Source organism: Pseudomonas sp. GW821-FHT09E04, assembly GCF_059416185.1.
The window spans coordinates 48,962-62,927 of the sequence record NZ_JBWKOR010000006.1; the positions used below are offsets into that span (position 1 = coordinate 48,962).

The 13,966-nt window shown below is 60.7% G+C and carries 10 protein-coding genes; 4 read left to right on the forward strand and 6 right to left on the reverse strand.

Annotated features, from left to right (window positions below; translation table 11 throughout):
* Positions 1-75: 75 nt before the first annotated feature.
* The 4 genes from lon to AC07N4_RS21935 all read right to left on the reverse strand — a co-directional run bounded on the left by lon (position 76) and on the right by AC07N4_RS21935 (position 7,795).
* Complete coding sequence (gene lon, locus AC07N4_RS21920; protein ID WP_493066051.1) at positions 76-2,499, reverse strand: endopeptidase La; 2,424 nt, start codon at positions 2,497-2,499, stop codon at positions 76-78.
* Positions 2,500-3,134: 635 nt separating this feature from the next.
* Positions 3,135-3,509 (reverse strand): DUF6124 family protein, encoded by a 375-nt coding sequence (locus tag AC07N4_RS21925; protein WP_493066050.1) that lies wholly within the window; start codon positions 3,507-3,509, stop codon positions 3,135-3,137.
* A gap of 392 nt (positions 3,510-3,901) precedes the next feature.
* Positions 3,902-6,313: a glucose/quinate/shikimate family membrane-bound PQQ-dependent dehydrogenase gene (locus tag AC07N4_RS21930; protein WP_102620807.1), complete on the reverse strand. Its 2,412-nt coding sequence runs from the start codon at positions 6,311-6,313 to the stop codon at positions 3,902-3,904.
* Between the two features lie 120 nt (positions 6,314-6,433).
* Positions 6,434-7,795 (reverse strand): carbohydrate porin, encoded by a 1,362-nt coding sequence (locus AC07N4_RS21935; protein ID WP_102620806.1) that lies wholly within the window; start codon positions 7,793-7,795, stop codon positions 6,434-6,436.
* Positions 7,796-8,096: 301 nt separating this feature from the next.
* Between AC07N4_RS21935 and AC07N4_RS21940 the strand changes: the two genes are divergently transcribed.
* Both AC07N4_RS21940 and AC07N4_RS21945 read left to right on the forward strand, forming a co-directional pair.
* The gene (locus AC07N4_RS21940; RefSeq protein ID WP_007956650.1) at positions 8,097-8,327 is read left to right on the forward strand and encodes a VF530 family protein; all 231 of its coding nucleotides are present in this window, start codon (positions 8,097-8,099) and stop codon (positions 8,325-8,327) included.
* A gap of 1 nt (position 8,328) precedes the next feature.
* Entirely contained in the window at positions 8,329-8,967 is a 639-nt protein-coding gene (locus AC07N4_RS21945) for a Pr6Pr family membrane protein (RefSeq protein WP_493066049.1), read from the forward strand.
* A gap of 17 nt (positions 8,968-8,984) precedes the next feature.
* On the opposite strand, the gene AC07N4_RS21950 is transcribed toward AC07N4_RS21945, so the two are convergent.
* Positions 8,985-9,770 carry a siderophore-interacting protein gene (locus AC07N4_RS21950; protein WP_493066048.1) on the reverse strand — a complete coding sequence of 262 codons (786 nt, stop codon included), beginning with the start codon at positions 9,768-9,770 and terminating at the stop codon, positions 8,985-8,987.
* Positions 9,767-10,342 carry a PadR family transcriptional regulator gene (locus AC07N4_RS21955; RefSeq protein WP_102620803.1) on the reverse strand — a complete coding sequence of 192 codons (576 nt, stop codon included), beginning with the start codon at positions 10,340-10,342 and terminating at the stop codon, positions 9,767-9,769. Before AC07N4_RS21955 ends, AC07N4_RS21950 begins: the two co-directional genes overlap by 4 nt.
* 503 nt (positions 10,343-10,845) lie before the next feature.
* On the opposite strand from AC07N4_RS21955, the gene AC07N4_RS21960 reads away from it, so the two are divergent.
* On the forward strand, positions 10,846-11,337 hold the full coding sequence (locus AC07N4_RS21960) for a CS1 type fimbrial major subunit (protein ID WP_102620802.1): 492 nt from the start codon (positions 10,846-10,848) through the stop codon (positions 11,335-11,337).
* A gap of 103 nt (positions 11,338-11,440) precedes the next feature.
* Positions 11,441-13,963: a TcfC E-set like domain-containing protein gene (locus tag AC07N4_RS21965; RefSeq protein WP_493066047.1), complete on the forward strand. Its 2,523-nt coding sequence runs from the start codon at positions 11,441-11,443 to the stop codon at positions 13,961-13,963.
* Positions 13,964-13,966: the final 3 nt, after the last annotated feature.

Sequence of the window (13,966 nt, forward strand, 5' to 3'; positions counted from 1 at the left end):
GCTTGTGAAGGGACGCAGAGCGTCCCGGGCGGCATTCCCACGCAGAGCGTGGGAACGATCATCAGCAGGGTAGGGTTAGAAAAGCACCTTCGCCACATCCGCAAACTTCTTGGCGAAATGCACGGTGATCCCCTCTTTCAGATAGTCCGGCAACTCTTCAAAGTTACCCCGATTCGGCTCCGGCAGAATCAGCTCGAAAATCTTCTGCCGCCGCGCCGCGATCACCTTCTCACGTACCCCGCCAATCGGCAGTACATGCCCGGTCAGTGTCAGTTCGCCGGTCATTGCCACGCCTTTTTTCGGCGGCTGATTACGGGCGAGGGAGAGCAGGGCACTGGCCATGGTCACGCCGGCGCTCGGGCCGTCCTTCGGCGTTGCGCCTTCCGGCACGTGCAGGTGGACGAAAGCCTCGTCGAAGAATTTCGGGTCACCACCGAAGGATTTGAGGTGCGAGCTGACGTAGCTGTAGGCGATCTCCGCCGACTCCTTCATCACATCGCCCAATTGCCCGGTGAGTTTGAATCCGCGATTCAGGGTGTGAATCCGCGTCGCTTCAATCGGCAGAGTCGCGCCACCCATGCTGGTCCAGGCCAGGCCGGTAATCACCCCGGTGCCGGACAGCACTTGCTCGTTGCGAAACACTGGATGGCCGAGTGAGGCTTCGAGGTCTTTCGGACCGATCTTGATCACCGCTTTCGGATCGTCGATGAGCTTCATCACCGCTTTGCGCACCAGTTTGCCCATCTGTTTTTCCAGCTGGCGCACGCCGGCTTCACGGGCGTAGCCGTCGATCAAGGCCTTGAGCGCCGTGTCGCTGATGCTCAGGCTGCCTTTGGACACGCCGGCCTTTTCCAGCAGTTTCGGCCACAGATGACGCTTGGCGATGGCGACTTTTTCTTCGGTGATGTAACCCGACAGGCGAATCACTTCCATCCGGTCAAGCAACGGGCCGGGAATCGAATCCAGGGTGTTGGCGGTGCAGACGAACAGGACTTTCGACAGGTCCATCCGCAGGTCCAGATAGTGGTCGAGGAATTCGACGTTCTGTTCCGGGTCGAGGGTTTCCAGCAGCGCCGAGGCCGGGTCGCCCTGGTAGCTCTGGCCCATCTTGTCGATCTCGTCGAGCATGATCACCGGGTTCATCACTTCGACGTCTTTCAACGCCTGCACGAGTTTGCCCGGCTGCGCGCCGATGTAGGTGCGGCGATGGCCCTTGATCTCGGCTTCGTCGCGCATGCCGCCGAGGCTGAAGCGGTAGAACGGCCGGCCGAGGGATTCGGCAATGGACTTGCCGACGCTGGTTTTACCCACGCCGGGCGGGCCGACCAACAGCACGATGGAACCGCTGATCTCGCCTTTGTAGGCACCGACCGCGAGGAATTCGAGGATGCGGTCCTTGATGTCGTCGAGGCCGGCGTGGTGTTTGTCCAGCACCTTGCGCGCGTGCTTGAGGTCGAGTTTGTCCTCGCCATACACGCCCCACGGCACCGAGGTCGCCCAGTCGAGGTAGTTGCGGGTGACCGCGTACTCCGGCGATCCGGTTTCGAGGATCGACAGTTTGTTCATCTCTTCTTCAAGGCGCTTTTGCACCTGCGTCGGCAGGACTTTGCCTTCCAGACGCTGCTCGAACTGTTCGAGGTCGGCGCTGCGGTCGTCCTTGGTCAGGCCGAGTTCCTGCTGGATGACCTTGAGCTGTTCTTTAAGGAAGAACTCGCGCTGATGCTCGCCGATCTTGCGGTTCACCTCGGCGGAGATTTCTTTTTGCAGGCGCGCGACTTCGACTTCCTTGCGCAGCATCGGCAGGACTTTTTCCATGCGCTTGAGCATCGGCACGCAGTCGAGCACTTCCTGCAGCTCGGGGCCGGTGGCGGAGGTCAGGGCGGCGGCGAAGTCGGTCAGCGGCGACGGGTCGTTGGGGCTGAAGCGGTTGAGGTAGTTCTTCAGCTCTTCGCTGTACAGCGGGTTGAGCGGCAGCAGTTCCTTGATCGCGTTGATCAGCGCCATGCCGTAGGCCTTGACCTCGTCGGTCGGCTCGGTGGGCTGGTGCGGGTATTCGACTTCCACCAGATACGGCGGGCGATGGTGCTTGAGCCAGGTCTTGATGCGGACGCGGCTCAGGCCCTGGGCGACGAATTGCAGTTTGCCGTTTTCGCGGCTGGCGTGGTGCACCTTGACCAGGGTGCCGTATTGCGGCAATGCCTTGGTGTCGAAGTGGCGCGGGTCTTCCTGGGGCGTGTCCATGAAGAACAGGGCCAGGGAGTGGTGGTCGGATTTGCTGACCAGTTCGAGGGTTTCGGCCCAGGGTTCTTCGTTGACGATGACCGGCAGGACCTGGGCCGGGAAGAACGGGCGGTTGTGGATCGGGATGATGTAGACCTTGTCCGGCAGGTTCTGGCCGGGCAGGGCGAGGCCTTTGCCGGGGACGTGGTGTTCGATGTGTTCGGCGTCGGTTTCGGTGATGTCGTCGGGGTTGTCCGGGAATTCTTGCTGGTCGCTCATGGGGCACCTGCGCAATGGGGTATGGGTGTTAGATGGGGCAGGGTTTTGGTGGTTTCAATGGGGTGGGGTGTTTCTGGTTGTGTGTTCAGGGTTTTGACAGGGTTTGGGCTTTGGGCTTGGCGGCCTTTGGGCCGACCATGCTCTGGGTGTTTTGGGTGAATATCCGTTGCTTCGGGTGCTGCGGCTGGCGGTTTCGCCCTTACGGCGAGTCCCTTTTGGCAAACGCCCCAAAAGGAACCAAAAGGTCTCGCCCCGGCGTTCGGCCCTCGCAAGCTCGGGTCCCTTCGCTCCGGCGTCCCTCCGGGGGCATCGACTTCGTCGATGAGTTCGGCTTCGCCAAACGGCGCTGCGCGCCAATCCCCGGATGAACACCTCCACTCAGCCTTCCGAAGGGGCGGGTGGATCAAGATCAAAAGCGTTGTCGAGCTAACGCTCATCCGGTTTGTTTGGGGGAGCCATGCGCGGGTTGGTCGACCGGGGAATGGAACCTGGCAGGGCGTAGGCCCTCCCGCGCATGGCTGTAACGTGATCGTTCCCACGCTCCGCGTGGGAATGCAGCCCGGGACGCTCCGCGTCCCAATCGATCTGCCAGCGAATGTGGTCTGTGGCTGGCAGGTCGATTTCGTCAGGGCGACTCAGCTGTGTGTTGGGTAGCGCTGTACTTCGACGTTATCCAGCACCCGATTCACCGCCAGTTCAGCCAGCATGATGATTTGCTGAATGGCCAGAATTGTCCGCCGCTGCGGGAGGTCGATGTGTGAGGCGATGTCACTGGTCATGAGGCTGGCCTGTGCCAGTGATTCGCAGGCGTGGACCAGCAGGCTTTCACTGTCCTGATCGGGTGCGACCTGGAACATGGTGCTGGGTTTATGGAAGCGCAGGGTGGTGGCGTTGGGTTTCAGGTAGTGGTCGAGCGCGCGCTCGGCAGCGTCGTGGAGTTTTTTGGAGTCTGGCGATTCGTAGGGCGATGCGTCGTTTGATTCGGGGGGATTGGGTGTTGGTGTTTTCATTTTTTACTCCTCAGGAATTGGTCCATTCCTCTAATTGCCGCGACGCAAAAAGAGGGGTGGCAGCTGTACGCGGGTTCGCGGACCGACCTGAGGCATTCGGCATACCCGAAGGTATCCCGCGCACAGCCACCATAAACAAGCACTTGAGGTGCTGCTGTTAAGCGGCGGCAATTATGCCTCAGAAGTCGGGCCGCGACGCCCGTTCGCTGAATTTGCAGCGACCCCCAAAGCCTATCCACCCCATTTCCGAGCGACAACCGACGCGACATGTCAGAAACATCCCCTCCAAACACCCTGTCTGTAGGACATACACACCCCGTGTAAAAACGCAGCCCACAAAAAAGGCGACACCCCTCACAGGGCATCGCCTTTTTCCTTACTGCCGTTACAACTTATTCCGGCAGTTTGTACGCAATCACATAGTCACCCATCTTGGTGCCCAGCGAGCCGTGACCACCCACCACGAGCAGGACGTATTGCTTGCCGTCCTTGCCGGTGTAGGTCATCGGGGTCGCTTGGCCGCCCGCAGGCAGGCGCGATTTCCACAGTTCTTTACCAGAGTTCACGTCGTAGGCGCGCAGGTACTGGTCGAGGGTGCCGCTGAGGAAGCCGACGCCGCCAGCAGTAACGATCGAGCCGCCCATGCTAGGCACACCCAGGGTGAAGCCGATCGGGATTGGCGAGCTGTCGCGGCTGGTGCCGTTCTTGCGTTTCCAGACGACTTTGCCGGTGGTCAGGTCGATACCGGCGACGTAACCCCAGGCCGGGGCCTGGCACGGTACGCCCAGTGGCGACATGAACGGATGCATGATCACCGCGTATGGCGCGCCGGTGTTTGGTTGCACGCCAGCGGTTTCGCTCTCGCGTTTGCTGCCGGCCGCGACTTTTTCGCGTGGCACCATTTTCGAGACGAAGGCCATGTAGTTCGGGCTGGTGAACAGCATCTGGCGAACCGGGTCGACAGAAACACCGCCCCAGTTGAACACGCCGACGTTACCCGGATAGATCAGGCTGCCCTGTTCCGACGGAGGCGTGTATTGGCCTTCGTAGCGCAGTTCCTTGAACTGGATGCGGCACAGCATCTGGTCGAACGGGCTGGCGCCCCACATGGCTTTTTCGGTCAGTTCCGGGGCCAGCAGGTTCAGGTCCGAACGGGCCTGGGTTGGTGCGGTGTGGTCGCCTTTCACGGCGCCTTGCGGAACCGGGATTTCCTTGATCGGGATGATCGGCGTGCCGTCACGACGGTCGAGGACGTACAGGCTGCCCTGTTTGGTCGGGGCGATCAGCGCAGGCTTGATGCCGTCGGCGGTTTTCATGTCCAGCAGGGTTGGCTGGCTGCCAACGTCCATGTCCCACAGGTCGTGGTGGGTGAACTGGTAGTTCCAGCGCACTTTACCGGTGGTCAGGTCCAGGGCGACGACGCCGGCGCTGAATTTCTCGGCGCCCGGGGTGCGGTCAGCGCCCCACTGGTCTGGGGTCTGGTTGCCCAGTGGCAGGTAAACCATGTTGAGTTTTTCATCAACACTGGCCAGCGACCACATGTTCGCCGAGTTGCGGCTGTAGATCTGGCCCGGGGCCAACGGTTCGGTGGCGTCCGGGTTGTTGCTGTCCCAGTTCCACACCAGGTGACCGTCGCGAACGTCGTAGGCGCGGATCACGCCGGACGGCTCGTTGGTCGATTCGTTGTCGGTCACGTGGCCACCCATGATCACCAGATCACGAGTGATCGCGGCTGGCGAGGTGGAGTAGTAGCCACCCGGGGTGAACGGGCCGATGCCCTGGGTCAGGTCAACCACGCCTTTGTTGCCGAAGCCTTCGCAGATCTTGCCGGTGTCGGCGTTCAGTGCGATCAGGCGGGCATCGGCGGTCGGCAGGTACAGGCGACGCGGGCACGCCTGGGCGACGGCTTTGCCGGCCTCGGAGATGACGGCGGAAGCGGCAGTTGCAGACTTGGCGTACGCGGCTTCGTCGTAGTACGACACGCCACGGCAGGTCATGTGGGCGAAGCCCTTGAAGCCGACCGGGCTCTTGATCTGCGGGTCGAAGCGCCACAGTTCCTTGCCGGTGTCCGGGTCCAGCGCCAGCACTTTGCTGTGAGCGGTGCAGGCATAGAGCATGCCGTTGGCTTTCAGCGGAGTGTTTTCGTTGGTGAGCTCGACCGGGTCATCAGCAGTCGGCAGGTCGCCGGTCTGGATGCGCCAGGCTTCTTGCAGCTTGCCGACGTTGGCCGGGGTGATCTGCTTCAGTGGCGAGTAACGGTCACCGAATTCGCTGCGGCCATAGGCCTGCCAGTCGCCATCGGGCATGGCTGGCGCGGTGCTGGTGGTGTCGGCGGTGTCGCGACCCAGTTCGCCAAAGGTTTCGCCCGGGTGGGTGAACAGGCTGGCCAGGGCGGTGACGCCGGCCAGGATCACGGCCACGGTCAGGCCGCCGGTGCCCATCGGTGCAGGACCGTTGAGCAGCAGCGGACGACGGAACCACGGCAGCAGCATCACAAAGCCGAGGACAAACCACAGTGCCAGACGCGGCACCAGTTGCCACCAGTCCAGACCGACTTCCCACAGCGCCCATACGGTGCTGGCAAACAGCACAATGGCGTACAGGCCCAGTGCTGCGCGGCGACGCATCAGCATCAGAATGCCGGTCAGCGTGATGCCGATACCGGCCAGCAGGTAGTACAGCGAGCCGCCGAGCGTGCTCAGCTTGATTCCCCCGGCCAGCATGGCCAGGCCCATCAGTAGAAGCAGAATGCCGAGCAGACTCGGAAGCAGACGGCCTCGACTCGAAGCACTTTCGGTGCTCATAGTGTGGTTCTCCGTGACGTTTCAAGTAGTCCCGCGCTGTAGTCACTGTAGATGACGATTGGGCGCGGGCATGGTTCATATAAAACTTGTTCAGCTAAGTGAATCTTCTGCGGGTACCGGTCAGAACGACGACTGGATCTTGATCCCGCCGATCAGCGCGTCATCGACTTTGTCCACGCCCCCCGGATGGCGGATGTATTGCAGGTTCGGGCGCACGGTCAGCCAATTGGTGACGTGCACGCCGTAATAGAGTTCGGCGCTGTATTCGGTGTCCTGCGGCGGCAGGTAGGACGGATCGTCGTAGTCGTAGACGGCGCGGGCCTGGTTGGTCGCTTCGGCGTTCTTGCGGTAGGCCGGGTTGACGTGGACGCGAGCCAGGGCAAAGCCGATGTCGTCCTTGGCGCGGGCGTCGAACAGGCCTTTGTAGACCACGCCGGCCTGAACGTAGTTGTCGACGGCGTTGGTCTTCTTGTCGTGCATCGTGCCGTTGGCAAACACGCTCAGGCCACGGGAGTTGTCGCTGGCGACGCTGGTGATCTGCTGCTGCACGCCGAGCCACACGCCGTGTTTGCTGGAGGCGCTGCGATAGGCTTCGCCGCTCAGGGCCGCCGGCTGGCCGTTGCTGTCTTTATAGGCGTCAGTGGCCTTGGCGTTGCTGTAGTAGTAACCGGCGCGGTATTCGCCCGGCAGGCCGTTCAGTTTCGGCGTCCACACCAGTTCGATCGGCAGGATCGCGCCCTGGGTGCCGCTGCCGCTGAGTTTGAAGCCGTTGCCGCGATCGAGGTTCGACGGGTTCTGCTCATAGGCGCCGACCTGCGCGTACAACTCTGGTGTCAGGTGATATTTGACGCGCAGCGCCCATTGGCTGACCGGCCAGTTGTACCAGATGCCACCCACCCAGTTGCCGACCTGCGAGCCGCAGAACGCCAGGTTCTGGAAGTCGCACGGGAAGCTGTTGAAGTCTTCGCCTTCGCCGAAGCGGCCGACCTTGATGTCGAGCTTCTGGTCGAAGAATTTCTGCTGATACCACATCTGTGTCAGGCGGGTGGTCTGGCCACGGCCCCAGACTTCCTGGGCCGAGGTGAAGCCGCCGACGCGCGGGTCGTTGATGCGGTCGTTGCTGATGTTGTTGCCGCTGCGCTTGGTCACGGTCAACTGGAATTCGGCGTCGTTCCAGCCCAGCAGTTTTTGCAGGTCCAGATGCGTGCCGAGGCCCCATTGATCGCTGTAGCGCGCAGTGCGGTCGTGGTCATAGCCGCCGTGCAGGTTGCTGCCCATTTCGCCGGTGTAGTCGAGCTTGAAGTCGATGCCTTTGGCCGAGAGTTCGCTGCGGGTGCCGTTCCAGTCACCGAGCATATACGGTGATTCACTGTCGAAGGCCGGAGCGGCCTGGGTGCAGGTGGCGAGGCCAAGGGCGGTGCAGCCGCCGATCAGGCGCAGGGTTGAGATAGCGCTGTCTCGGGAGAACGGAAAATCAGGCATGAAATGGGTCTTTCTTGATCTTTTTGGGGGGATGGGCTGACCGCTACGATTTGACGCAGGCAGTGAAGCGATTCAGCAGAAGGGCGGCAGGATAATGTCCCGTTACAAAAACACAAAGTGCTTTTGCAGACATGAACCCTTTCGGATTCGGTAACAGTGCGGCAATCGATCACATTGCCGCTGTCGACGGAGCCTGCGATCTTGCGCGGTTCACCTACATTTGAAGGAAGGCCTTCCACCGGCTCAGCCCCTCGGCTAAGGTGCGCGGCTTCTGCATTTTCACTTCGCCCAAAGGCCCGGCATGAACGACCACAACCCCGATCCGCTGCACGGCGTGACCCTCGAACAGATCCTCAATGCACTGGTGACCCACTACGAATGGTCGGGCCTGGCCGAGCGCATCGACATCCGTTGCTTCAAGAGCGATCCGACCATCAAGTCGAGCCTGACCTTTTTGCGCAAGACGCCATGGGCGCGGGAGAAGGTCGAACGCCTGTACGTTAAGTTGATGCGCACCAAGCGTCCGCTCTGAGATGAACGCCGTGCGGCGGCGACGCCTCATCACTTCGGCCGCGGTGCTGGGCTGGGCCGGGCTGGGGATTCAGCTGTACCTGATTTTCTTCGCTCGCCTGAGCGTTGGCGCCAGTCTGCTGGGCGGGCTGGTGAGTTTCTTCAGTTACTTCACCGTGATCACCAACACTCTGGTGGCGGTGGTGCTGACCTGCGCGGTAACGAATCGCGAATCCGCTGCGCGCCGCTGGTTTCTGCAACCCTGGGTCAGCAGCGGGATTGCCGTCAGCATTGCCGTGGTGGGCCTGGCCTACAGCCTTTTGCTGCGGCATCTGTGGCATCCGCAGGGCTGGCAGTTTCTCGCCGACGAATTGCTGCACGACGTGATGCCGCTGCTGTTCCTGGCTTACTGGTGGTTTTGCGTGCCGAAGGGCAGCTTGCGTCTGAAGCACCTGCCGCTGTGGCTGATCTATCCGCTGGTGTACTTCGCCTATGCGCTGTTGCGCGGGCATCTGCTGGGGGCTTACGCGTATCCGTTCATTGACGTGGCACTGCTGGGTTATCCACAGGTGTTCGTCAATGCAGGAGGGATTCTGCTGGGGTTTGTGCTGATTGCGTTGTTGGTGATCGGGATTGATCGCTGGAAGGGGCGGCGCCTTTAACAGCGCCGCCGCTCGTTTCACTCTTCTTCGGAGCCTTCGGCGCGCCAGTAACCGACGGCTTTGACAAACTGCTCGTCCAGCCCGTGCTCATCGAGCAGCACCCGGCGGATCTGCCGCGAGACTTTCGTTTCTGTCGCTACCCACGCATACAGATTGCCCTTTGGCACCTGCAACTGTTTCACGGTGGTCAGCAGGCTGTCCTTGTTGTCTCCGCGCAATACCCAGATCACATTGACCTGCGCCGCGCTTTCCAGCGTTTGCTGCTCCTTGCCGTTTTCCACTTCGATCACCACCAGCGCCTTGCGATTGGCCGTCAGGCCTTCGAGGCGGCGAGCGATGGAGGGCAGGGCGGTTTCGTCGCCGATCAGCAGGTAGCTGTCGAAGATGTCCGGCACGATCATCGAACCGCGCGGGCCGCCGATGTGCAGGAATTGCCCAGGCTTGGCCTGTTCCGCCCAGGTCGAGGCAGGGCCGTCTCCGTGGAGGACGAAGTCGATGTCCAGCTCAAGCTTGTCGAGGTCATAGCGACGCGGGGTGTAGTCGCGCATTTCCGGCATCGGTACGTCGCTCTTGCCGGCGCCGAGCACCAGGGTTTCCAGCGCGGCGGCCTGTTCGGCGTTCTGCGGGAACAGCAGTTTGACGTGATCGTCGGTACCGAGGCTGATGAACCCGGCCAGTTCCGGCCCGCCGAGGGTGATGCGGCGCATGCGTGGGGTCAGATCGACCACGCGCAGGACTTCCAGGCGACGGCGTTTGATTTCATGCATGACGCGGTGAATGGTTTGGGTATCGACTGCAGTCATTCGGCTTTCTCCGGGGCAGGTTGAACGGCGGGGCCGTCGACAATGGCTTTGGCGGTGTCGTTGAGCAGGTCACGCACCCGCAGGATTTCTTCCGGGCTCCAGCGCCCGTGGTGCATTTGCAGGGCGTGGCGCAGGTTATGCACCGCTTCATGGATTTCCGGCGGCCGGTCGTGGCCGCGCAACGAGCGCTTGCTGACATCGATGCGCATGCGCACGCCGTCGAGGGCCACCGCCTGTTCGCTCAGCGATTGGCGACCGGCATCGGTGACCGCGTAACGCTTTTTGCCGCCCTCGGCATCGCCGGTGATCATTTCGCTTTCTTCGAGAAACGTCAGGGTCGGGTAGATCACGCCGGGGCTGGGGCTGTAGGCGCCGTCGAACATGGTTTCGATCTGGCGGATCAGGTCGTAGCCGTGGCAGGGCTGTTCGGCGATCAATGCCAGCAACAGCAATTTCAGGTCACCCGGTGCGAATACCCGGGGGCCGCGCCCGCCGCGTTCACGGCCGTGGCGTTTTTCGAAGCCGTCACGGCTATCGCCGTGGTCGCGGTGGGGGGAATGATGGTCTCTCATTTCAGTCTTCTCTCGTCGTGTTTAGATACAACTTAAGATATATCTTTACGGCTGGGCAAGGTCTTTTTGCCCGAGAAGAAATGGCAGCTGACGAGTGGTCAGCAGGTGCAAAAGGAGCGCAGCCGGACGAATATGGGTTACTTGTTCATCCAGACAAGAATAACCAGAAGGTTAAAGCTCACACTCTATTAATGCTTGAGCTTATATTCTAAAAACAATAGAAAGTGCCGTCTCGCCGTACTCTAGATGTTGTAATGTTTTTTCTTTTTAACTGTGGGTAGGGTATTGCTTACAGTCGCTTTTATATATTTTGATATTTTGATGTTTTTTCTTTCGTGTCACGAGGTTGTTGAACTACGAGCTCGTGGGAAGTTGCCTGCTTACATTCTTGAGCCAAGAGTCGATCATGCCCCGGCGTTGAACTTTCATGTTTCGGTTCTTATCGACCGGTATGACATGAACTTCAATGTTTCGATTCCTTAAAAGAAAACAGGTACTGACCGATGTTCAAGAAAATCGCAATCACCGCTTCTCTCGCCGCCCTGGCCCTGAGCTCCTCCGTGACCTTCGCCGCCGGTGAAGCGCGTCACTCCATCAGCCTCATCGCCCACGTACCTACCAATGGTTTCTACGTGGTGCCGACCGATGCAGATCTGGTCAACAAGGACCAGGACATGAGTTTCCAGCCAAGCACCGGCAAGATGCGCGAAATCAATGGTTTCTTCGATGTACGCAACAATAACGGTTCGGTTCATGCCAGCCTTGAAAGTGTTCCGCAGTTGATCTACGGGAACGAAACCATCGCACTGGAAGTACTGTTCAATAACAAAGTGCTGACCCAGACTCCGCAAATGGTCGTGGGTGAGTCCGAGTCCGATGTGAACTATAGAGCTCCGCTGAAAATCAGCGCCAAGGGCACCACGTTCAACCCGGGTGATTACACCGGTACTGTCGCAATGACCTTTGATGCCGTACCGCCGGTGGCTGGGCGTTGATCAAGAATCTGCGCTGACTGCCCGGTAGCGTTTCCCGGCGGGACAACCACTCCCCGATTTGTCCCGCCGGACTTCAACTTGTTCGAAATCAGAGTAAGAGTTCATGTTCCCGATGACACCCATCGCGGTTGCGCTTGCACTGCTGTTTTGTGCCGGTGCGATGGCGGCCCCTGCTCCTGCGGGTACGACACCTCGCAGTCTGCTGGCGCAAGCCAAAGGTTTGCCGGCGGATTTCGAGGAGCATTTCTTCGACGTACCCCTGGCGGTGCGGGTCGAGCTTGACCAGCAACCGCTGGGCGAGGCCCTGGTGGTGCTGTCGCGCGATGATCGCATCACCCTGCTTGAATTCACCGATACCAGCGAGAACCGCTACGGCCCCGCCGAGCGGGAAAAGTGGGCTGCTTTCCTCAAGCCAAGTGTGCCGCTGGGCGATTGCTCCGGATCTTGTCCGGATGATGTGCTGGCGGTGCACTACAACCTGGAAAACTCCCTGGTCTCGATCCTCACCCGCAATGCCGAGCGCGATCTCGAGGCCAAGCGTTATCACGACCAGCCTCTGGAAGGCAGCAGCGGTCTGATGGTGCGCAACCAGCTCAATCTCAATGGTGGTCAGGATCAGGACCTGGGCGGGCGCTATGGCCTGGAGGCCAGTGGCAGCCTGGGCAACTGGAGCCAGACGTTCAACATGCAACTGGCACGCATGGGCGGCCCCGACGACAAGCTTTACCACGCCGTGCACGAGCTTTACACCCAGCGCGAGCTGCAAGGCAGCTTCTTTCGCCTGGGCTATTTCACCCCCAATTCCGAAGGCCTGACCCGTCAGCCGCGTACATTCGGCACCAGCCCTGACACGGCTGTCGGTGTGATGTACGGCAGCTCCGACAGTCTGGCCATCAACAATGCAATGCCCAGCGTTTACCCGATTTATGTCACCGCCAACCGTCAGGGTTCGGTGGAGATCTATCGCGACGGCCTGCTGATCAACACCCAGTCGGTGCCCGCCGGTTTGCAGACTCTCGACACCCGGCCATTGCCTGGCGGCATCTATGAAGTGGAAGTGCGGCTGGTCGAAGACGGGCAGATAACTTCCAGCACTCAGGAACTGGTCTACAAGCCGAACAACTGGCGCAACCTCGACGAGCGCTGGCGCTACAACCTGTTCGCCGGTGAAGAGAGCAAGCTGCTCAGCAACTGGGATCAACAGGCCAGCGGCAGTCCTACGGCTGGAGCATCGATCAACTACCTGGCGCACCCTCGGGTGATTCTTGGACTCTCGGCGCGTCAGATCCGGGAAAAACTGCAATACGGCACGTCCATCGACTGGACCCTGGCCAACCACCTCAGCCTGTACGCCAACGTCTACCAGACTCGGGATTACGGCACAGGGCTGGATCTGCAAAGTCTTTACAACTATGGCGCCGGCAGCCTGATCCTCAGCCACAACCGAAGCTGGCTGGACACTACCAACCTCTACGACACCCTGCCTGACGGCACTCGTGTGCGACAACGCAACGTGTTCGTCGGCCAGACCAGCAACTCGTCACTGGCGATCAACCATCGGCTCGATCAGCGCAACTCCCTCAACGCCCGGGTTTCTCACAGCGAAGGTAACGTCGAAGGCGTCGGCGTGGATCTGGGCTGGAACCGGCGCACGGTGCTGTTCGGCAACGACGCCAACTGGCGCCTGTCGCTGTTCGACCGGCCGGGCAGTTTCAGCAGCGGCAATGATCGCAACCGTGGTGTCGATCTGAGCCTGAACCTGGCCATCGGCGCACCAGGTCAGCAGTTGACCGGCAGCATCGGCTCTCGTACCGACCGTGACGGCGGACGCGACAACAATGCCTCGATCGGCTGGCGCAAGGACTTCAAGGATCACGTGCTGCAAAACGTTTCGGTCACCGCGTTGAGCGACACCTACGGCATGGGCCTGTCGAGCCTGGCCAATTTCCGCACCGACACGGTCAATGGCGACGGTTTCGTTCAGCGTTCGTCCTACAACAACAATTTTACCGGTGGCCTCAACCTCGACAGCACCCTGGTGGTCGGCGGACAAAAGATGCTGATGACCAGCGAATACGAGATGCGCGGCGCCGGCATGATCGTCGACGTGGAGTCGGACATCGACGGCATTGTCCTGCGGGCCGATGACCTCAGTGGCGGTGGTACGGCGTTGAAACCGGGGCGCAATTTCATTCCGCTGACTGCGTACCAGAACAGCTCCGTGAGCTTCGACTTCGAAGGCAACCATGTGCCCGCCGCGACCATTGCCCCGGCCCGGACCCGCTATCACCTGAACAAGGGTGGCGTGGATTACCGGCAGATCCGGGTGATGAAAACCCTGACCGTGCTCGGCCGCCTGATCGATGAACAGGGCCGGCCACTCAAGGGGCATCACGTGATCAACCACGCCAGTCGCGGGGTGACGGAAGTCGACGGGTTCTTCTCGATGGAAATGAACGCCGGCTCCCCGACCCTGGAAGTGCGCCGCGATAACAACCTGCTGTGCCAGTTCCGTCTCAACGAAAAAGACCATCGAAGTGAAAACAGCGTGCTGATGATCGGCGACCTGCGCTGCACGCCGGACACCCTGGCCGATCTCGCATCCATCGAACAGAAGGCGGGTTGAGAC

What these genes read in the sequence shown, in the direction of transcription:
- lon (WP_493066051.1), bottom strand. Translation starts at nt 2,499, where the DNA reads ATGAGCGACCAGCAAGAATTCCCGGACAACCCCGACGACATCACCGAA.
- AC07N4_RS21930 (WP_102620807.1), bottom strand. Translation starts at nt 6,313, where the DNA reads ATGAGCACCGAAAGTGCTTCGAGTCGAGGCCGTCTGCTTCCGAGTCTG.
- AC07N4_RS21955 (WP_102620803.1), bottom strand. Translation starts at nt 10,342, where the DNA reads ATGAGAGACCATCATTCCCCCCACCGCGACCACGGCGATAGCCGTGAC.
- AC07N4_RS21940 (WP_007956650.1), top strand. Translation starts at nt 8,097, where the DNA reads ATGAACGACCACAACCCCGATCCGCTGCACGGCGTGACCCTCGAACAG.
- AC07N4_RS21960 (WP_102620802.1), top strand. Translation starts at nt 10,846, where the DNA reads ATGTTCAAGAAAATCGCAATCACCGCTTCTCTCGCCGCCCTGGCCCTG.
- AC07N4_RS21965 (WP_493066047.1), top strand. Translation starts at nt 11,441, where the DNA reads ATGTTCCCGATGACACCCATCGCGGTTGCGCTTGCACTGCTGTTTTGT.
- AC07N4_RS21935 (WP_102620806.1), bottom strand. Translation starts at nt 7,795, where the DNA reads ATGCCTGATTTTCCGTTCTCCCGAGACAGCGCTATCTCAACCCTGCGC.
- AC07N4_RS21950 (WP_493066048.1), bottom strand. Translation starts at nt 9,770, where the DNA reads ATGACTGCAGTCGATACCCAAACCATTCACCGCGTCATGCATGAAATC.
- AC07N4_RS21925 (WP_493066050.1), bottom strand. Translation starts at nt 3,509, where the DNA reads ATGAAAACACCAACACCCAATCCCCCCGAATCAAACGACGCATCGCCC.
- AC07N4_RS21945 (WP_493066049.1), top strand. Translation starts at nt 8,329, where the DNA reads ATGAACGCCGTGCGGCGGCGACGCCTCATCACTTCGGCCGCGGTGCTG.